Raw genomic sequence first — 20,569 nt, forward strand, 5'->3', positions numbered from 1 at the left:
GCCTTGGGACGTATGAACGCAACCCTTTACCATAGGATTCCGTGGTACGCCGTACAATGATCTCCCCCATTAGAGGACGGGGGCGGAGGAGCGGTCGGGTCTCGTTTTCGGAGCGCCTCTGGTATGGTGGGGGCACCTCCGTCGCTCGTTCGATCGGCGTGGGCCTTATCGGTCGATCTGCGAACTCGCCCCACCAAGCCAACGTCAACAGAAAAGAACTTCCCCATGCATCTGCCGATCGACGATCGCTTCATCCATGAACTGCCCGCTGATCCCGATCGTTCCAACCGGCGACGTCAAGTTCATCAGGCCGCGTTTTCGTACGTCACGCCGCGCGTGCCATCGAAGCCACAGCTGCTGCACGCCGCCCCCGACGTTGCCGCAATGATCGGATTAAATGCCGACGATATACAGTCGGAGATGTTTGCCCGCGTCTTCAGCGGGGCTGTGGTTCCCGACGGAGCCGATCCGTATGCGATGTGTTACGGCGGGCATCAGTTTGGATCGTGGGCGGGGCAGTTGGGAGACGGCCGGGCGATCAACATCGCGGAGGTGAAGCACGATGACCGACACTGGATGTTGCAGTTGAAAGGGGCCGGCGAAACGCCGTACTCTCGGACCGCCGACGGTCTGGCGGTGCTGCGGTCGTCGCTTCGCGAGCATCTGTGCAGCGAAGCGATGTACCACTTGGGCGTCGCGACGACGCGATCGTTGTCGTTGATCACAACCGGCGACGCGGTGCTGCGCGATGTAATGTACGACGGTCATCCGGAGTATGAACCGGGCGCCGTCGTCTGCCGCGTCGCACCTAGCTTCATTCGCTTCGGAAGCTTCCAAATCCTGGCGTCGCGTGGCGAACACGATCTATTGCGTCAATTGGCCGATTACACGATCCAACATTACTTTCCCGAGATCGCTACGGGCGAGGCGGGCTATGTCGAATTCTTCCGTCAAGTCACTCAGCGGACCTTGGCGATGATCATCGATTGGCAGCGAGTCGGTTTCGTCCACGGAGTGATGAATACCGACAACATGTCGATCCATGGTGCGACGATCGATTACGGACCCTACGGTTGGCTGGAGGGTTACGATCACGCCTGGACTCCCAACACGACCGATCGCCAACAACGGCGCTATCGCTACGGCAACCAGCCGCAGATCGCCCTCTGGAACCTCGCTCAGCTGGCCAGCGCGCTTGTGCCGTTGGTCGGCGATGCGGAACCGTTGCGCGAGGTATTGGCGGAATTTCAAACGGCGTTTCCGGTCCAATACGCTGCGATGATGGCGGCAAAACTGGGCCTGGATGAACCGATCGATGGCGACGAAACGCTGTTCGAAGACCTGGAACAACTGCTGCATTTGACCGAGACCGATATGACGATCTTCTTCCGCCGATTAGCGTCGGTCGGGCGGGAGCACGCGATCGGCGAAGGGATTGATTTTCTGGAGCCGATCGCCGACGCGTTTTACGCTCCCGCGGAATTATCCGGGGAGGTTTTGGAGCGATGGCGAAGTTGGTTCACCGCGTACGTGCAGCGTTTGCAAGCGAGCGAGCCGTCCGATGCCGATCGCGCCCGTCGCATGAATGGCGTGAATCCGAAGTACGTGCTACGGAACTACATGGCGCAAATGGCGATCGACAAAGCGACCGCCGGCGACGTCTCGTTGATTCACGAACTGTACGAACTGTTGAAGACGCCCTACGCCGAGCAACCGGAGCACGAAAACTGGTTTGCCAAGCGGCCCGACTGGGCCCGCGATAAGGTCGGATGTTCGATGCTTTCGTGCAGTTCGTAGTTCCGTCGATTATTCGCAGCTCCGAGGGGGGCGACGCTATCGGATCGTCATCCCTTTTTAGGGCGTGGCACGCTTCGGCGACCAGCCCCTTTTTTGCGGCGCCCTCGCCCCGATTTCCCGCTCGATTCCTGGTCGGGTTCCGATTCGACCAATCGTTTGCCGACCTGTCCCTTGAGGCTATCGATCCGATCGCGTAACGCCCCGGCCCGTTCGAATTCTAGCTCTTCGGCGGCGGCGAGCATCTCCGCCTCCAATTCGGCAATGTATTCGAGCGTGACGTAGCGGCCTTCGGTTGGTTCCTGGGCGGCCGCGGTCGTGTCGCGATGCTGTTTCGCGGCGGCATCGATTCCCGATTTGATGTTCCGTTTGACCGTTGTCGGCGTGATCCCGTGCTCTCGATTAAACGTTTCTTGGATCTCGCGACGGCGAGCGGTTTCGTCGATCGCTAGCCGCATCGATTTGGTGATCTTGTCGGCGTACAGAATCACGCGGGCGTTGGCGTTTCGCGCGGCGCGACCGATGGTTTGGATCAGGCTGGTCTCGCTGCGCAAGAAGCCCTCCTTGTCGGCGTCCAAAATCGCGACCAACGAGACCTCGGGCAAATCGAGGCCTTCGCGGAGCAGGTTGACGCCGACCAGCACGTCGAACTTCCCTTCGCGCAGTTCTTTTAGGAGATCGACCCGTTCGAAGGCATTCAATTCGCTGTGCAACCAGCGGCAACGGAGACCTTGTTCCTGGAAGTAGCTGGAAAGATCTTCGGCCAGCCGCTTGGTGAGCGCTGTGACAAGCACGCGTTCATCCACCGCCGCTCGCTTGCGGATCTCTCCAACCAAATGATTCACCTGCCCATGAGCCGGCAGGACTTCGACTAACGGATCGAGCAAGCCCGTGGGGCGGATCAATTGCTCGACCACTTCGCCATGGGTCTGATCCAATTCGTAATCGCTGGGCGTGGCGGAAACAAAAATGGTTTGGCCCGATTTCTGTTCCCACTCGTCAAACTTCAGCGGACGATTATCGAGCGCACTGGGCAACCGGAAGCCGTGTTCGACCAACGTGTTCTTGCGGCTTTGATCGCCCGCAAACATCGCTCGGATCTGCGGGATGGTGACGTGCGATTCGTCGACAAAAACGAGAAAGTCCTTGGGGAAATAGTCGTACAACGTATCGGGCGTCGCGCCGGGCGGTTTGCCCGACAGCGGACGGCTGTAGTTTTCGATGCCGGGACAATGGCCAACCTCTTGCATCATCTCCAGGTCGAAGCGAGTCCTCGCCGACAAACGTTGCGCCTCGAGCAATTTGCCTTGCCCTTTCATCTTCTCCAGCTGCTCCTCGAGTTCTTGCTGGAGCGATTCGATCGCCGCGGCGATCCGGTCTTCAGGCATCACAAAGTGTTTCGCCGGGTAGACATAGACTTCGTCGGTGCGGCCGATGATCTCGCCCGAGACCGGCCGAATCATCGAGATCTGTTCGATCTCATCCCCCCACATCTCGATCCGCAGGGCAAATTCTTCGTAACTGGGCCACAGTTCGATACAGTCGCCGCGGACGCGGAACTTGCTGCGCTCGAAATTTACATCGTTGCGGCTGTATTGAATGTCGATCAACCGCAGCAACAGCGCGTCGCGATCGAACGATTCCCCCACCTTCATCCGGACGACCATCTCTTTGTAGTCCTGCGGCGAACCGAGACCATAGATGCTCGAGACGCTGGCGACGATGATCACGTCGCGGCGGCTGATCAACGAACTGGTCGATGCCAACCGCAGGCGGTCGATCTCTTCGTTGATCGACGAGTCCTTTTCTATATAGACATCGCGCTGCGGGATGTAGGCTTCGGGCTGATAGTAGTCGTAATAGCTGACGAAATAGTGGACGGCGTTCTCGGGGAAGAACTCTTTGAATTCCGAATAGAGCTGGGCGGCCAAGGTCTTGTTGTGGCTGAGCACCAACGTCGGCCGCTTCATCTCTTGGATGACGTTCGCCATCGTGTAGGTCTTGCCCGATCCGGTGACCCCCATCAGCACCTGGTGCTGCTTGCCGCCGTGCAGGCCGTTGACCAACGCTTCGATCGCGCGAGGCTGATCGCCTGCAGGGGGGAAGGGGCTGGCGAGATGAAAATTTGCCGGTGCCAGCTGTTTGGTCTTCATGACGATCCCCCACGTAGCCGATTTTTGAATCTTCCCATTCTCACCCACAACGTACCCCTTGCCCAGCCGGGCAATAACAGGTCGCGGAGCTATTCAGTGTTTCAATTTAGGCCTTCTTGGTAACCCGATGCGTAAGCTGAGGCGCCGTGTGAATTCCTCGCTTACGCTGCGGGTTACCATTTCCTGCAACGCTGCAGTTTGAAAAAGTGATTAGCCCCGATACAGGTCGCGGAGCGATGGCGTCGGGCCGGTAGGAGCATCGGACACAACGTGACCTGTTGCTTCGCCCACGCCATCGGTGGGGGCGATCGTGTGATCGCGAGGCCGAGAAGTCGCGGTGGTGTTATTGAGGCGGGGCGACGAAGTGAGCGATCTGCGCACGAAAAAAACGGTTCGAGCAGAGCGAACCGTTTTTTGTATGTTGGATTGGGGCCGAAGGAGGGGCCCTTGCAAAGGCGGAAGACTACTTCTTCTTGTCGTCTTCTTTCTTGACCTTCTTCTTTTTCTTCAGCGAAACCTTCTGCACGCGGACTTTGGGCATGCCCACGACATTCGAGTCATCCGTCCACTTGTCGAGTTCTTGCAACCGCGAGATACGTTCGGCACGGGTGAGAACATTGCGACTCTTGATCGCTCCGGCCTGAACCTTCAGGCTTTTATCCATTGTCATGGGAGGTGACACTCCGACGTTTTAAATGCAGGTTAAAATTTAGTTTACGGGTTTCGCGATCGCTTTTGCGCTGCGCTCTGGGGGATAATCTATGGGGATATTACGGAAATAACAACCTCAACGCAGCAATTGCTGGCGAGAATTTGTGTCAGGGCTAGCGAATCCACCCTGCCCCTCCTAAAATACCCAAATGTTTTGTGCCCCGAGCCAGGGATTTGCCGCGGATGCAATGATCGCATCGCGACGAATTCCGTTCAAATTGGCCTTCGCCTAGAGTTTGTTGCACCTAGCATCGGTTCTCCCACCTTCGATTCACGATAATTTTATGACGGATTCACAGAAGGATCTTGTGCTTCATCTTCTTCAGCAAGGCAATTGGCATGATGCCGTTGTTGCATGTTGCGAAGAAACCGGGGCCGACGTCGAGACCGCTCGATTGGCGGTACGCCAGTTGGCGAGCGAACATCGGCTGAATCCGCCCCGCAAATGGTGGCTGCTCGCCCTGATGATGTTGATGACATCAATCCTGACGGCGTACGTTCTCGTCTAGCTAGCGTTGGTCGGTTCCGTCACTCGGTTCCGTTTGCAGCCACTGTTAAGCCGAAGGATCGATCTCGAACAGCGATCGACCACTCTCCCGATCGAGCAACCAGCGTTTGGTATCGATCCCCCCGTCAGCTGAAAATCCGGTCAACCGACCGCTGCTGCCAACGATGCGGTGGCACGGGATCACGATCGGAATCCGGTTACGGGCCATCGCCTGACCCACGGCGCGGGCCGCGGCGGGACGTCCGGCGCGGCGGGCGAGTTCTTTGTAGCTGATCGTCGCTCCTGGCGGCACTTCGCGGCAGGCGCGGTAGACAGCGGTGTTGAAGGCTGTCCAGCCGGACGGATCGATCCGGATGTCTGCAAACGAAGTCGGATTGCCGGCAAAATAGTCGTCGATCCGAGAGGCGAATCGGCCGGCTTCAGCGGTTGCCGCTGGCTGGGGCGTATTCAGGGCTGCTTGGATCTTGGGGGAGGTCGCGTCGGCAAACAGCTCGACGCGAAACAAACCCTCCGCAGTCCATTGGTGCAGCAAAACGCCGAGTGGCGTTTTGCAAAGACCTGCAGATTCGATCGGTAGCAACTTCAAGAGATCCGGGGCTCCGCGGAAGGTATTGGTCCGATCGCGCCAGTTGAGAAAAGATCGACGAGGCGGGCCGGTCGTTGGGACGGCGGCCCGCCGTGCGATCGTCTCGGCTGGTTACGCTTCCATCGGTCCTTCGATACCACCGCTCAATTTTTCGGCGTCGTCGATGTGAACCGCACGGTAGCCACCGGTCGCTTTGAAGCCGAGGATCAGCAGCAAGTAGAGGACAGCCATGATCGTTGGGACCGCAGCGGTCAACAGTAACGCCATCCGGCCACCAGCCAGCGTCGCTGCACTGACGGGAGCTTTGTCTTCGCTAGCGTACGGTTTTGCCGTTTTCCACCAAGCGGCCAATTTATTGTAGTTCTCATCGGTCTCGCCATCGGCCGCCAATGCTTCACCAACGGCCGCCAATTCCTTGCCTTGGTCTCCCAAAACGCCAACTTTCGCACCGTCGAGACCCTTGATCTTGGGAAGGAACAGGAAACCTTCGGGGGTTTCAACCGAATAGCGTTCGTAGGTCGGTTCGGCGTTGTCGCGGAGATCTTGGGAAGCGTAGTAGTCCTGCTTGTAACCGATCGCTGGACCGCCGATCAAACCGGCCGACAACATGCCGACGCCACCCATCAGACCGATCGCGACAGCACCTCCCTTGGGGAAGCGTTCCGAACCAACGGCCAACATCGTCGGCCACAAGAAGGTTTTGCCACACGCGTAAACGGTCGCGGCCAGGACGCACATCATCACCGACGTGGCAGTTCCCAGCAGGGTCAGTCCTATAGCGCCCAGGATACTGCTGACAAACAGCAGCCCCAGCGGCGAGATTCGGTGAACGATCGGGCCGGCGACAAATCGCAGCGCGAACATCAGGCTGGACGTGTAGACGAACAGCATCAAACCCTTTTGGGGATCGTTCATGATCGAACCGGTGATCTTAGAGATCCACGAATCGGTTCCCAGTTCGACATAGCCGACCAGGGCGTGCAGGACCAACAGGATGAAGAACAACGGCGTGACGACCGAAGCGAGCATCTGGCCGGTGGAAACGCCCGCGGCAGCGGCTTCGGACTTCGGAAAACGTTGCCCCAGCAGCATCATGCCGTACATGATCACCGGGACCAGGAACAACGACATCTGAATCTTCCAATCGACAGCGGCTTTCAGGATCGTCCCGTCGGTGTCGACTTTGGCCGCCATGAAGGCCGACGCCAAACCGCCGATCACCAAACCGGCCGGCCAGCCCGCGTGCAGGATGTTCAAGTAGTGTGTTTTGGATTTGGGGAACAGCGTGGCGGTCAACGGATTGACGACCGCTTCGCAAACCCCGTTGCCGACGGCAAAGATGAACATGCCCCAGAACAGGCACTGGAACGCCGCGTCTTTACCCCCCGCTTCAAAGGCAGCCGGGGCGGCCAGCGTGATCACGGCCGAGATGAAGTGAAGGACAAACGCACCGGTCATCAATTTGCCGTATCCGATCGCGTCGGCGAACAGACTGGTGACGATGATCACCACGCCAAAACCGGTCAGACCACCACCGGTGATCGTTCCCAGTTCGGTCATCGTAAAGCCAAAGTCTTCGGCCCATTGCCCCAAGATGCCACCGCGGACCGAAAAGCCCACACCGGCAGCCAGGATCGCCATGAAGCCTGCCCACAGCAGCCGTTTTGCGTTGGGGGCCGCCGCCGCTGAGTCCGAATCGTTCGACATTTGTTAAATTCCGTGGAAAGGAGGAATGCTTTTGAAGAAGCCTGGGGTTGTGGTGCAAATGCTGCCATTGTCAAGCCGCCACGTCAAGTTGGCTGCTCGCCTTGCCCAGTCGATAATTTTTCCCAAATCGGTCCGTCGCGTCGCGATCACTCGGGGGACGCCAAGCGCAGACGCGATCGAAGCCTGCTATTATGCTTACTGCATCGCGTTTGCCAACGATTTTCCGCTCGCCTGCGGCGGAGGTTGGCCGTTTCCCACCCACTCCTTGCTCTGGAGAAAATCCGTGTCGAAAATTTCGTTTTCGCTGCTTGTTGCCAGCTTTTTCTTAGGCCTCGCCATGAACCATGCCAACGCCCACGATCATCTGACCGATTTCAAGGTCGAATCGATCGATGGCGAAACCGTCGACCTCGGCCAATACAAAGGGAAGGTCTTGTTGGTCGTCAACGTTGCCAGCGAATGCGGATTGACCCCGCAATACGCTGGTTTGCAAGCGTTGTATGAAAAGTACCAAGACAAGGGATTGGTCGTCTTGGGCTTCCCATGCAATCAATTTGGCAAGCAGGAACCGGGCACCTCGGCCGAGATCAAATCGTTTTGCAAGTCGAATTACGACGTCACCTTTCCAATGTTCGCCAAGGTCGAAGTCAAAGGGGCCAACGCCGCTCCGCTGTACAAGTATTTGTCAGCCGCCGAGACCAAGCCCAAGGGACCGGGGAACGTCTCGTGGAACTTTGAAAAGTTCCTTGTCGATGGCCACGGGCATCTGGTCGGTCGTTACGCCCCACAGACCGAACCCAACGACGCGGAATTGACCAAGCAGATCGAATCGCTGCTGAAGTAATCGCCGCCAAGTCCAGGCCTCTCATTCAACGTCCCCCGCTGGTGACGTATCTCAACGCCACCATCGCGTCCGGCTCTGGGCTGGCGCGATGGTCTACTGCCTGGGCCGCAGCCAAAGTTTCTTCCCGCAACAGCCTGGCATTTCTGCGACCGGCCGATTTTGTTCGGGCATTCGCCCCTTGGTGAGCGACTGGTGTCAAGCGGCGGTCGGTCGGTTGCCGATACAACGGGCATAACCGATACATTCTGCTTGCTTGCGATGGACGAACGGGAGTCGATCTGATGACAATTCTGCGGCGAATTCGTCACGCCCTGTTTGCATCGATCGCTGCATTTCTGCTTGCCATTCTGTTTGTGCCCACCGACTCGCCGCGCACCGTCTGGTCGATCGCCGACGCCAATCACGCCGACGCACCGCAGCGCGTGATCGCGTCGGGAACCGCGGTAACGCCGATTCGCTCGCAATCGCGACTTCCCCAATTGCTGACCGCACGTCTGCGGTGGCGTTTGAGGATGACCCAGCACTACGCCGATCGGGATATGACGCGTCAGTTCAACCAAGCGGTCGCAGCTGTCGAAGAATCGGCCGACGAACCGGCGACAACAGAAGCAACGATGACGTTGACCAGTTATCGCCAATCGGGTTCTCCCGAGGGGGATGTTCCGGCTGGTTCGGGCCAACCTGACGAACTGTTGACCGGACACGATTTCTGGACGCGTCAGCACGATCGGGCGGCGGCAGCGTACGAAGAATTGCTGGCATTGGATAAACCAACGGCCGTCGCAACCCCGGTTACAACGCTCCCCGGACTTCCGACGACGCGCGGTCTGTGGCTCGCCGCACTCTGCGGCTTGTTGGGTGGTTTGACGATGGCAGGCGTCGATTGGCTGGCCTATCGACAACAACCACGCGACGAAGCGGGGCACGACGAAACGCTACATCTACCCGCATCGTGGTTCCATGTGCGCCGGACCCCGTTCCAGCGGTTGGCTCAAGCGATTCGGACGGTTTGTATTCTCTGGATCGTTGTCACCGGCCTGTTGTTGGTCGGTTCGGCTCGCAAGGAAATGGGGATGCAACGGTTGACGAAGTGGCCGTTGGCGGAACTCGCCGACCTGGTCTGAACCATCCCCGTCGCTGTGGTTCCGCAAGTGGCGGCGATCACCGCTCGTGGGCTCGGTCGGAAATGCAAGCAGCGCTCGCAAATCGTCTCCACTGAGATGCAATTGTCTCCCTCGCCATCGCGATATATGGGCCCCCCGATTAGACCGTCGTGAATCGTCCCGATTCGCTTCAGTCGGCTGGCAAGATGTGCCGAACAAACCGATTAGACCGTATGTTCGGATTTACCTCCGCAATCAAAACAGTAGACGACCATGGCTGAAAAGAACGATCCTCACGTTGAATCAAAGTTCTACTTTGCTGCTTCTCCCTTTCCAGCGACGCCGCAAGCGGAATCGTATTGTGGGATCGGTTCGGTCGAAGAAACGCGTCGCCGGATCAAGCGTTCGATCGAACGGGCCGAGGGCCCATCGATCGTGATCGGCGGCCCAGGTTTGGGGAAGTCGTTGTTGTGCAATCTGATCGCCAACGATTACCGCAGCCTCTACAAAGTTGCATTCCTTTCCGAAGGGCAGATCGATACCAGCCGCGAGCTGTTGCAAGCGATCATGTTCCAACTGGACCTTCCCTACCGCGACCAGGAAGAGGGTGAATTGCGGCTGGCGTTGATCGATTTCCTGCGTCCCAAAGAGAACTCGGGAGACAACGGCACCCTGTTGATCATCGACGAAGCGCAATCGCTGTCGTCGGAGTTGTTGGAAGAGATCCGGATGATCAGCAGCATTGTTCGCGATGGCAAGCCGCGCGTCCGAACGCTGTTGGCGGGTGGATTGCGGTTGGATGAAAACCTGGCCGACCCGCGTCTCGCTTCCTTCTCGCAACGTGTGGCGACACGATGTTATCTGCACGCGTTGTCGGTTGGCGAAACCGCCGACTACATCCGCCAGCAACTGCAACGCGTTGGCGCTGAACCGCAGGAACTGATCCGCGACGAAGCGATCTCCAGCGTCCACAGCGCGTCCGACGGGATCCCACGTCTGATCAACCAATTGATGAACCATGTGCTCTATTTCGCGGAGCAACAGGCGATCGAGATCATCACGCCCGAAATCGTTCAGGACGCTTGGGCCGACTTGCAACAATTGCCTGTACCGTCGCGTCCGGCGACGCGAACGGCTGCGACTTCGGCTGTCGATTTTGGACCGCTCGGCAGCGACGACGAAGCGGGATCGATCGAGTTTGGCGAACTTTCCGATATCGATACGGACGCCGATTTCGATTCGGAGCCATTGGATGACGATCTGGAACGATCGGCAGAGCTCAAAAACGATTCGGATGAACTCGAACCGATCGATCGAGATCAGGTGGTTAGCGAGAGCTTTGAGATGCTCGAGGCATGCGTTCAATTGGTGGCCGAGCACGAACGCGATCATTTTGCTTTCGACGCCGGCACCCCATCGGAGACTTCGTTGGCGGATGCCTTTGCCGCGGCCTTTGGCGTTGAATCGGTAATCGCCGAGGGACACGAATCGAGCGAAGACGAGCAACAGCCGAACTATGTGCTCGGCCAATACGAAGACGGCGCTGCGGAAGCCAACGACGCGACCGAAGCGGTTGACGATTGCCAATCGATCGCAGCAACCGACGCCGATTCGGTGGAAGCGACCGCGGCCGATGCGGTTACCGACCAACCGACCGCCGAAGCGGATCAATCCGTCGCCGGCGAAGTCGCTTCGCTAACTTTCCGCGACTTTCCCGTCGTCCATCTGTCGACCAAGGGATGTTGTTCGGAGAGCGAATGCGAAGGGGACGCGTGTTCCAACGATCAACCTGTCGCCGAAGTCCACACGAGCGACGATCAGGACCAGCCAACCTGTGACCTGCAGGACGTCCAAACCGCGGCGTCGGAGAACGAACTCGATTCCGAGACGGTTTGTTTCCGGGAAGAGATCGCTGCGAACGTCGATTTGCAAATCGCTGAACAGGTCGCCACCGATTTCGAGATGAACAACGTCACCGACGAACCGGTCACCAGCGAATCGGCTTTCGGTACGATCGATGACAGCGTCTGGAACGCCGACTTCGCCGATCGCGACGCGATCGCAGCAACCGATCTCCCCGAGACGTCCGACCAACCGATCGGCTCCGCTCCACAGCCGATCGATCCGTTTGGCGACGACTTCGACGACGAGATCGCGATCGAAGTGCATCAGCCCGGCAACCTTTTGTTCCCCGCGGTCAACGATTCATCCGTCGCGCCTCTTGCTGACGCCGAAGCAAATCCAGCTTTGTGGATTGCGGGTGTTGATGACGCGAACGATCCACCGCGCAGCGAGCACGAGGACTTGCTGCGAACCGAGGTGATCTCGATCAATCGAGCTGCAATCGATACCAACCCAGGAGTTGTTTCGGGGCACTTCCAAGGCCTGCAAGCCCGCGGGCATGCGGCTCATGCCAACGTCAAACCGAAGGCCGCCCGAGACATCGAAGTCGCCGACGATCGCGATCTCTTGATCATCGAAGACGAAGTGCAAGATATCGATGGGATCGTGCCGCAACCGGCGATTCCGGCGGCGGCAAAAACACTCAACGATCTGACGACCTTGTTCAGCCGAATCCGCAAGGGATGAGTGGTCCTATGACAAGCCTGCCGACCAGCCCACGGATTCCGGCATCGATGCGAGTCTCCGCCCGTTTAAAGGCATTGGCCTCCGCGGGCGAAACGGAACAACCGGCGGCGACGGTTGCGATCGATCCACCACACGCGACGGCCTCGCCAACCGCAGCGACGGCATCGCTGCGCAGCCTTGCTGAATCGATCGTCAACGCAGCGGATCAGTCGGCGCAGACGCCGATCTTGGTACCGGGAAGGCGAGTCGTCTTGGACCCGCAACTATTTGTTGCGTTGTCGAGCGAGCTGATCGATATCGCGCGACGGACGATCCGCATCGAAGCCCTTTCGCCTGCTGCGGGAGGCTGGGGGGCGATCCATCTGCTTCGCGGCCATCGTCGAATCGTGAGCCAATTGTCCGCCGACGTTCCCTATGACGTCGAAGTGATCGAGATGAACCGGATCAGCCGTCCGGCGGGTCCCAAGCGGCCGCTGTTTATCGGGCTGGCGACCAGCAGCGCGATGTTGCGTTGGTTGCCCACCGCGTCGTGCTACCGATTCCTGATGCTAGAATCGGGAACTCGTACGTCGCTTCCCGAAGGGACGCAGGCCTCGGTCGAACGCTTTCATCTGACGGCCGTCAGCGGCGGCACAAAGACTCGCCACTACAACAACGGTCACCGTGTAGGTTGATGTTGTGGTCTAGCGGGGATCTGTTGGATTGGAGGCTTCAGCCGACCGCGGTTCGTCGCCGCAATACGTCGAATGCTTCCGATGCCGACGGCCAGCGACGCAAACTCAGGTGCAACGTCTAGTGCGTTGGACAACCGCTCGCCGCAAACAGTTCGTCGATTGCAACCACACGGCCGCGATCCGCTGCGGGGCCGTCGATCGAATCGCCGGATGAGGAGATCGAGGATTGATCGCGCTGGCGCCACCAGGCGGCAACGTCGCGCGGTAACGCGTGCCACAGATCGGTTTGTTCTCGCAGGTATTCCAGAAACTGGCGGTAGACGTTCAGTCTCGCGGCGGTGTCTAGGTAGTCGGGATGTGTGATCAGCATCGCCATACCGGCAATCTCGCGCAGGTGTTGCATCTTGTCGATCCAGACTTGCGGCGAATTCTCTCCCAACGCAATCAGCAGCGTATGGTCTTGCGGAAGCGTGTAGGGCAGTTCGACAAACTTACCCGCGATAAATGGCCAGGGAGAACCGATCCCGCCAGGCATCGCTTGAAACGGATCGACATCAAAACAACTGGCGTCGTAATCGACGTTCAGTCCCTGCAACCAATCGAGATTGCGATGGACCATTGGGGCTCGAAAGCCCGTCGATTGGAAGTCTTCGATCGCTTGGTTGATCCGCTGCTTGCGCCATTCAAATGTCCGTTGCGATTCAAATAGACGGCCGTCGTGGTTGTATCCATGTACGCCGATTTCATGACCACGACCGCGCAGATCATCCAAAAGTCCCGCGTCGATCTTGTACTTGTAGGGGACAAAATTCCACGCCGATCGAAATCCGTATTCTTCCTCCAAGCTGGCAAGCGCGGGGGCCAGTTTCGCACCGACGCGTGTTTCCACATCGTGCGTCAGTACCGTGCCGACTCGAAAACCATCGGGCCAAGGATGCAACGTCCGTTGGTTGGGTGTCGACGCAAGCGTTTGAACGACGGCCTGCCGCCAATCGTGGATGAATCGCGTCGGCAGATACCAGTCGGCCGGTGCGTCCAATGAACGGTTGCGTCCTCGCTGCAGTTGCTGTCGCAGCGCGATTGGAATCCAGGGACGTAAGCGGTAATACGCTTTGAATTTCCAACTGAGCCGCGCCGCGGCGATGTCCGCGACGGCATGCTGTTGCAAGACCCGACCAAGTGGTCCATCAAATGCGAATCGAAACGGGATCGCGGGTTGGTTGGCGTCGTCCATTGGAGGAATGTTGATGGGGAAGGCGATGGAGAGATTGCAAGGGTGGAACGCGAGCGGAGGCGTTCCGTTCGTTCACTGTCTTCAGTTTTCCACAGCATAGTCCAAATGAGACACCGAGGATCACTAGCTTGCGGATTTCCGGCTTCCTCCCTGACGTTGATCAAATCTCCCGTAACAACCCGTGTAGATTGTGCAATGCAACCTGCAAGTATGCCGGCGATGGGGAATCTCCCCAGGTCAACGCGGTGAACTACAGGACGGTGGCGGTTTGGTCCGAATCGGCGACTTGCAGCTGTGATCCGGCGTCGAACCACTTGCGGCGGACGTATCCGATGGCGATCACTTGGCCGTCGGTCGGCGATGCGATTGCCGATCGGATCTCGCCGCACGGTTTGTCCGTATCGATCAGCTTGGTTCCCGTCGCGGGAACCGCGTCGCCGCTGATTTGCATTTTCACCAGCTTCTTTTGCACCTGCCCCAACGCGTCCAAGCGAGCGATCGTTTCCTGACCGAGGTAGCAGCCTTTGGTGAAGCTGATCGTTTGCTCGTTGCGGTCGACTTCCTGAGGCAAGTTGGCGTCGCTGCAATCGATGCCAAAGCGAGGCCAGCCGGCGGCGATTCGCGCCGATTCCAAGACCTGCCCATCGACGACTGGAAAATCCTGCTCGGTCAACCATTTTTCAACGGCTTCGGCAGCGTTGGCGCTGGCGACAACCAGACAATCCTGCCCGCTGGTCCATGGCAATTGGAACCACGATGCCGAGGCATCGCCGATTGCCAACGTCCCACATGCCAGACGCGGAGCCTCTGCGGGCGTGAAGCCTTCGATCACCGGTTCCTGCTGGCCGCTGATCAACCAACCGACGAAGGCTTCGCTGCGATCGGTGATCACCGCGTCTTCGCGAATGATGTAGCGATCGATATGCGACGCCAAGGTTTCTCCCTGCGATCCGCATCCTAACATCAGCATCCGCTGGGATTCATTGAAGCCGCAGACGTGACCGATCGCGCGGCCACGGACATCGGTGATGAAGGTCTCCCAGCCGTGGTCGACTTCCAACCGCTTGAAGTCGTTGGTGGTCAAGTTGTTCAGGACGGTCGTGCGATCGTCGCCGGTCATTTCAACGACACACAGGTCGTCGATCCGCACGCACGCGCGGCCCGCGGTAAAGGCTTCGTATTCGGTCGTCATCGGATGTTGCTCGTGTTTAGTTTTCGTCAGCTTCGCCCACGGTCGCGACACAGAATTGTGCGGCCCGCACGACGACGGTGTGTGAATATTGGTCGACCAGGTTTTGCAGCTGCTCGCGAGTTTCGATCGCTCCTAGCCCCATCTCCTCCAACGGTTCGCGAGGCAGTCCGCTGGCCACGACGATCCGCGATTCCTCGCGGGCTCGCAACAGAACGTTGGCGATCATCCCTTCGCGGGTGAGATCCTTGCGAGTTGCTTTCTGCAGATCTTCGTACGAAGCATCCGACGCCAATCGACGCAGCGCCGGGCCGGGAGTGTCGGTCAGATCGCAGCAGATCGCGATCGCACCGCCGACTTCGACCAGTCCACGGGCGACGTGTAACGCCCGGGCGACGTTGTTCCAGTTCTGTTGTTGATCGTCTCCGTCGATGCAGGCGATGACCAATGAAGGAGGATTGGGCGCCGAGCGTTGCCACGATGATTCGATCGACGATGTCAGTTTCCGCCGCACGCCACCGGGTGTTCCCGCGACGATTTCCGCCGCGCGGGCATCGACGGTCGGCAAGACCTCGACGACCATCTGGATCCCCAGCAACCAAGCCGCTTCGTCGGCCTGCTTCCGAGCCGTGTTCGGAGCGGCTTCCGAGGGACGCCCGAAAAATTGAGCGTCTCGCACCCGCTGTTGGCTGCGGCGATCGGCAAACTGAGGAAACACGCCACCCGCTTCGCAGCGAGGGTCCAATGCCCCATCGGGACGGGCGATCGCCAGCGGGATGACAAAGTCGGCTTCCAGGATCATGCGGTTCAAATAGATCGGGTCGGCAGCTTCGGAAGCCGCCAGATAGCCCAGCGTCGCTTGATCGTCGGGATCGTGCCGATGGACCTTCGCTTGGTTGCCGACGACTTCGGTCAACCGCTGCAGCGTCGCCTCGCTAGCATCCTCCCCCAGAACAACTTCGATCTCACCATTTGCGTCCGAAGCGATCGCGTCCAAAACGCCGGCGACACAGTCGAAGAGACTGGGCAGATTCGGATCGACAACCACCGCGATCCGATCTCCCGGCACGATCGCTTGATGAATCGGCGGGTAATCCTCGGCGTGCTGCAGCGCGTCGCGGATCGACCGCCGCGGATCGGGCAACGCTTGCAAATCGACGGGTGCTAGCGTCAGCACCTCCGCTTCGCAGCCGCCGTGGATTGCTAGCGGGCCATCCTGCCAGAATCTGTGAGGTTCCGGGGTAGACATCAAATCTTCGGGCTCCAGGGTGACGATAGTAGGAATTATCGGGTTTAAGCATGCGAATTCAAACGGCGGCCGTTGCCGCCTGTTGCCAGCATCTTAGAACTGGGTGGTTCGAAGCGGTAGGGCAGGCCAACCTTTGAGGATTTAATGGTGCAGATCAAGACATTCGGTTCGTGGATGATGGTGGCGTGTCTGATCGGCGCGATCGGTTGCAGTTCGTCCACGCAGGCGCCGACCGCCGCGTCGGGCGAGGGCTCCGACACCGCTGCGGAAGCTCGCGCGCTGATCGATCTGACAGCCAACGCCTACCAGACCGCGTCGGCTTATCGCGACAAGGGCTACGTGCGGCTGGCCTATTCGCTGGCGGGCGAACCGTTCGAAGATCGGGCTCCGCTGGCGGTCAGCTTCCAAGCCCCCAACCTACTTTCGATCGACGCCTACGCGGTTCAGCTGTCCAGCGATGGCAAGCGGCTGCAGGCGACGATCGAGGATCCGCAGACGAATCATTTTGATGGCCAGTGCCTGTCGGTTCCGGTTTCCGATCGACTGACATTAGAAGAGGTCTACGCCGACCCGATGGTCGCTCAGTTTGCGGGTTCGGGCATGGGCGGACCGGCCCCTCAGTTGGAGCTGCTGCTGTCGGATAATCCGCTCGCCGCATGGCTGCAAGCTCCCGCGGAACTCGCCTTGGGCGAACGCCAATCGGTCGACGGGCACGCCTGCCAATCGGTCGTGATCGACGCCGAACCTCTCCGCTACGTCTTGTGGATCGACGCCGAAGATTATTTGATCCGCCGGTTGGAGCTGCCCTGGCAGGCGATCGCTCCTGGATTGGCTAACGATCCGCAGTTGACCGACGCGTCGCTGACGATCGAATTGGCGGGCGCGGAATTCGAGCGGCGTTTGCCAGCGAAGGTGTTCGCCCTGCAAACGCCGCCGATGTCGGTCCAGGTGACGACGCTAATCAATCCGCCACCCGCGGCGCCGCACGCGTTGGTCGGTTCTCGCGTCAGTAGTTTTCGTTTGCCCGAATCGACCGGACGCTTTGACGTCAACGAATCGGGGAGCGGCCGTCCGGCGACCGTCTTGATGTGGATCGCCAACCACGGTTCGTCGCAGCAGGCGGCGGTGGCGTTGCAACAAGCGATCGACGCGTTGCCGCAAGAGGTTCAACAGCGGATCCATCCCGCGGTCGTGATGGCGGAACCGCAATCGTCGGCCGACACCGGAAGGATGCTGCGGTCGTGGGGCGTGGGCATGCCGTGGATCGACGACACGCTGGCCGTTGGTCGGGACGTCTTCCAGATCACCGAAGCCCCTTGTTTGGTCGTGATGGGAGCCGATGGTTCGGTCGAACTGCATCAGCAGCGTTTGAACGATGCCCTGCTGCAAGTTCTGCCGGCGATCTTGACCGAAGTCGCCGATCGTCAGCCGGTCGGCCGTCGGGCTCGCGAGCAGTATATTGCCAGCCAAGCCAGTTATCGCCGTCTGTTGTCGCAGCGCAGCGGGCTGCAGTTCCCGTTGTCGACCGAATCGAACCTGTTGACCGCAAAGATTCGATCGAACCAGAACCTTCGTTAAGCTAAGGTTTAATGCTGGCTTGTCGCGGCGGAGAGATTTATCTTAAGTGGTCCCATCTTCGATTCCGCTCCCTCGCGACTTTAGAACCGACAACCAGGCAAACTCCGATGATTCGTTCGACCGTGCGTTGCTTATTCCTTGCTCTTTGCTTCTCGCCTTGTATTGTCAACGCTGCCGACGCGCGGCCCAATGTGATCGTCTTCATCGCCGACGACGTCAGTTGGAACGATTTCGGCTGCTATGGAAATCCGCAAGCTCGCACGCCGAACATCGATCGCTTGGCTGCCGGCGGGCTGCGGTTGGATCAAGCCTATCTGACCGCCAGCAGTTGCAGCCCGTCGCGGGCGAGCATGATCACCGGACGCTATCCGCACAACAACGGCCCGGCGTCGGAACTTCATCTGCCGATCGCTGCCAATCTCCCTTGGTTCCCCGAACGGCTCCGCGACGCAGGCTATTACACCGCGTTGTCGGGCAAAAATCACATGTCGGTCGGGAAGTTGGAACCGGGCCAATCGGCACGTCCCAAAGCATTCGATTTGATCGATCGAGGACGCAACAAAAATAACGGCGGCGGCCATGCGAACTGGGTTCGAATCGCCAAGGATCGCCCGCGCGACAAACCTTTCTTCTTCTGGTACGCAGCGTACGACGCCCATCGCGCTTGGGATGGGGACAGGCAATGGGATGCCAAAAAATACGGTCCCCGTCACACGCCTGAGAGCGTTCGCGTTCCAAAGTTTCTCGTCGACGATCTGCCGACACGCCAGGATCTCGCATCTTATTACAACGAGGTGACGCGGTTCGATTATTTCGTCGGCGAAGTGGTGCAGGAGTTGGCCGAGCAAAAGGTGTTGGATAACACGTTGATTCTGGTGTTGGCCGACAATGGTCGCCCCTTCCCACGCGCCAAAACGCGGCTGCACGATTCGGGGATGAAGACTGCGCTTGTCGCCCATTGGCCCGCGACGATCAAACCGGGAGAGGTCAGCGACAGTCTGGTCAGCGCGATCGACATCGCGCCGACGGTATTGAGCGTTGCGGGAGCCGAGATTCCCGAAACGGTGCAAGGTGTCAGCATGTTGCCCCTGTTTTCCGACCCGTCGGCGACGATCCGACGATACGCCTTCTCCGAACACAACTGGCACGATTTCGAAGCCCACGGCCGCAGCATCCGGGACGGACGCTTTTTGTTTATTCAAAACAACCGCCCACAGTTTCCTTGGCAAGGCCCCGCCGATTCGGTTAACTCCCCATCGCACGAACAACTGCGTTTGCAACGCGACGGCAACAAACTGACCGCCGCACAACAGGATGTCTTCACCGCACCGCGACCCGCCGAAGAGTTGTATCTTGTCGACGCGGATCCCGATCAGCTGAACAACTTGATCGACGACAAGCGTTACGCTGCGGATGCCGACCGATTGCGCAAGCTGTTGGACGAGTGGTCGGTCGCGACGGGGGATACGGTTCCCGATCAGATCTCGTCCGATTCGTTTGATCGCGAAACGGGAGATCGTCTGCCGATCGCAAAGAACGCTTTTCGTGGAACGCCTGCCGGGACCCAGCGGAATGCGACAACGGTCAACAACCCAGGTCCAAGGTAACCGCGAGTGAGCCCACTCTATCGACTCGGATGTCCGCTGTGGGCCTGCCCGGATTGGCAAGGCAGCCTCTACAAACCTGGCGCTCCCGCTGCGCAGTGGTTGAGTCAATACAGCCGCGTCTTCAGAACCGTCGAAGAACCGATCAGCCGCGATGGCAAAGTCGATCTGCGAAAAGTGAAGCGTTGGTGCCGATCGACGCCCGACGATTTCCGGTTTGTCTTGCCCTTCCCACGCAGCGTCACCGACGACGCGATGCTGCAAGGGGAACTGTTGGATCTCGATCCGTTTTTGGATCTCTTAAGCGTGTTGCAAGATCACGATCGCTTGGGCCCTTCGCGCCTGCAGTTGCCGCCGGCGTTCGACGGCCCGAAGCTACCGGTGTTGGAACATTTTCTCGAGTCGATGCCGGTCGAATTTCCGATCGCGGTGGAGGCGCAGCATCCCGACTTCTTCGCCGACGCTCCGGCGGGTCGCAAGTTGCATCGGTTGCTGAAACGGCTGCGTCTGGATCGGTCGATCGTGGCGGAGTGGGATCCGGACGACCCGGTCACGGAGGCCGCGGCCAACGAATCGCGGCGGATCCGCTTTCCCGAACAAGTTCGCTGCGATGCGACCGGCCCGATGCCGATGTTACGACTTTGCGGTGCCAGGTTGGATCAGCTTTTGGTCCCGACTTGGCTCGACGTTTGGGCCGATGTCGTCGCCGAATGGATCGTGAAAAAGAAGCGACCCTACGTGTTCATCGACGTCGAAAATGTGAGCGACGGACCGGTGATCGCAGAGATGTTTCACGAGCGGGTGCAAGCTCTGTTGCCCGAGGTGGCGGCGATGCCTCGATGGCCCGGCCGCGGGCTGGCGGTGCAGTTGCAGCTTTTCTAAGCCATTGAAAAAGTACAGAATTGAAGATTGGGGACGGCGCCGCGACTGTAAAGTCGCCCGCCGGTTCGGCAGCGGCTGGCCAATCTCTTCATCGCGGCACGGGCTTCCGTTTTCGAACACTTTGTCCACCGCAGCGGTTCCCGCAGTTGAAGCGGACCGAATAT

At 59.1% G+C, this 20,569-nt stretch carries 16 protein-coding genes; 8 read left to right on the plus strand and 8 right to left on the minus strand.

Features of this window, described 5'->3' with window-relative positions:
* Positions 1 to 225 precede the first annotated feature (225 nt).
* Positions 226 to 1,797 (plus strand): protein adenylyltransferase SelO, encoded by a 1,572-nt coding sequence (locus tag EC9_RS09900; protein WP_145344556.1) that lies wholly within the window; start codon positions 226 to 228, stop codon positions 1,795 to 1,797.
* A 47-nt stretch (positions 1,798 to 1,844) separates the two neighbouring features.
* On the opposite strand, the gene uvrB is transcribed toward EC9_RS09900, so the two are convergent.
* The 5 genes from uvrB to EC9_RS09920 all read right to left on the minus strand — a co-directional run bounded on the left by uvrB (position 1,845) and on the right by EC9_RS09920 (position 7,459).
* Complete coding sequence (uvrB, locus tag EC9_RS09905) at positions 1,845 to 3,947, minus strand: excinuclease ABC subunit UvrB (RefSeq protein WP_145344559.1); 2,103 nt, start codon at positions 3,945 to 3,947, stop codon at positions 1,845 to 1,847.
* 463 nt (positions 3,948 to 4,410) lie between these two features.
* Positions 4,411 to 4,617 (minus strand): small basic protein, encoded by a 207-nt coding sequence (locus tag EC9_RS09910; RefSeq protein ID WP_145344562.1) that lies wholly within the window; start codon positions 4,615 to 4,617, stop codon positions 4,411 to 4,413.
* Between the two features lie 334 nt (positions 4,618 to 4,951).
* The gene (locus EC9_RS27150) at positions 4,952 to 5,083 is read right to left on the minus strand and encodes a hypothetical protein (RefSeq protein WP_261342924.1); all 132 of its coding nucleotides are present in this window, start codon (positions 5,081 to 5,083) and stop codon (positions 4,952 to 4,954) included.
* Positions 5,084 to 5,212: 129 nt separating this feature from the next.
* Positions 5,213 to 5,752: a methylated-DNA--[protein]-cysteine S-methyltransferase gene (locus EC9_RS09915; protein ID WP_218934706.1), complete on the minus strand. Its 540-nt coding sequence runs from the start codon at positions 5,750 to 5,752 to the stop codon at positions 5,213 to 5,215.
* Positions 5,753 to 5,863: 111 nt separating this feature from the next.
* Positions 5,864 to 7,459 (minus strand): MFS transporter, encoded by a 1,596-nt coding sequence (locus EC9_RS09920; RefSeq protein ID WP_145344568.1) that lies wholly within the window; start codon positions 7,457 to 7,459, stop codon positions 5,864 to 5,866.
* A 283-nt stretch (positions 7,460 to 7,742) separates the two neighbouring features.
* On the opposite strand from EC9_RS09920, the gene EC9_RS09925 reads away from it, so the two are divergent.
* From EC9_RS09925 to EC9_RS09940, 4 genes are all read left to right on the plus strand, one after another.
* Positions 7,743 to 8,303 carry a glutathione peroxidase gene (locus tag EC9_RS09925; protein WP_449314241.1) on the plus strand — a complete coding sequence of 187 codons (561 nt, stop codon included), beginning with the start codon at positions 7,743 to 7,745 and terminating at the stop codon, positions 8,301 to 8,303.
* A 281-nt stretch (positions 8,304 to 8,584) separates the two neighbouring features.
* Positions 8,585 to 9,427 (plus strand): hypothetical protein, encoded by an 843-nt coding sequence (locus tag EC9_RS09930; RefSeq protein ID WP_145344571.1) that lies wholly within the window; start codon positions 8,585 to 8,587, stop codon positions 9,425 to 9,427.
* A gap of 252 nt (positions 9,428 to 9,679) precedes the next feature.
* Positions 9,680 to 11,995 carry an ExeA family protein gene (locus tag EC9_RS09935; RefSeq protein ID WP_145344573.1) on the plus strand — a complete coding sequence of 772 codons (2,316 nt, stop codon included), beginning with the start codon at positions 9,680 to 9,682 and terminating at the stop codon, positions 11,993 to 11,995.
* Positions 11,996 to 12,003: 8 nt separating this feature from the next.
* Positions 12,004 to 12,669 carry a hypothetical protein gene (locus EC9_RS09940; protein WP_145344575.1) on the plus strand — a complete coding sequence of 222 codons (666 nt, stop codon included), beginning with the start codon at positions 12,004 to 12,006 and terminating at the stop codon, positions 12,667 to 12,669.
* Between the two features lie 118 nt (positions 12,670 to 12,787).
* Here EC9_RS09940 and EC9_RS09945 read toward each other — a convergent pair whose 3' ends face one another.
* The 3 genes from EC9_RS09945 to EC9_RS09955 form a co-directional block, all read right to left on the minus strand.
* Positions 12,788 to 13,903, minus strand: a complete 1,116-nt coding sequence (locus EC9_RS09945; protein WP_145344579.1) for a polysaccharide deacetylase family protein — start codon at positions 13,901 to 13,903, stop codon at positions 12,788 to 12,790.
* A gap of 250 nt (positions 13,904 to 14,153) precedes the next feature.
* Positions 14,154 to 15,095: a CAF17-like 4Fe-4S cluster assembly/insertion protein YgfZ gene (gene ygfZ, locus EC9_RS09950; RefSeq protein WP_145344582.1), complete on the minus strand. Its 942-nt coding sequence runs from the start codon at positions 15,093 to 15,095 to the stop codon at positions 14,154 to 14,156.
* A 16-nt stretch (positions 15,096 to 15,111) separates the two neighbouring features.
* On the minus strand, positions 15,112 to 16,341 hold the full coding sequence (locus EC9_RS09955) for a lactate racemase domain-containing protein (protein ID WP_145120927.1): 1,230 nt from the start codon (positions 16,339 to 16,341) through the stop codon (positions 15,112 to 15,114).
* Between the two features lie 144 nt (positions 16,342 to 16,485).
* Here EC9_RS09955 and EC9_RS09960 point away from each other — a divergent pair, with 144 nt between their 5' ends.
* The 3 genes from EC9_RS09960 (at position 16,486) to EC9_RS09970 (ending at position 20,405) form a co-directional block, all read left to right on the plus strand.
* On the plus strand, positions 16,486 to 17,919 hold the full coding sequence (locus tag EC9_RS09960) for a hypothetical protein (RefSeq protein ID WP_145344585.1): 1,434 nt from the start codon (positions 16,486 to 16,488) through the stop codon (positions 17,917 to 17,919).
* A gap of 107 nt (positions 17,920 to 18,026) precedes the next feature.
* Entirely contained in the window at positions 18,027 to 19,526 is a 1,500-nt protein-coding gene (locus tag EC9_RS09965) for a sulfatase family protein (protein ID WP_145344588.1), read from the plus strand.
* A 6-nt stretch (positions 19,527 to 19,532) separates the two neighbouring features.
* A complete protein-coding gene (locus EC9_RS09970) occupies positions 19,533 to 20,405 on the plus strand; it encodes a DUF72 domain-containing protein (protein ID WP_145344591.1) in 873 nt (290 codons plus the stop codon).
* Positions 20,406 to 20,569 lie beyond the last annotated feature (164 nt).

The organism is Rosistilla ulvae, from assembly GCF_007741475.1.
In the GTDB taxonomy this organism is placed as follows: Bacteria; Planctomycetota; Planctomycetia; order Pirellulales; family Pirellulaceae; genus Rosistilla; species Rosistilla ulvae.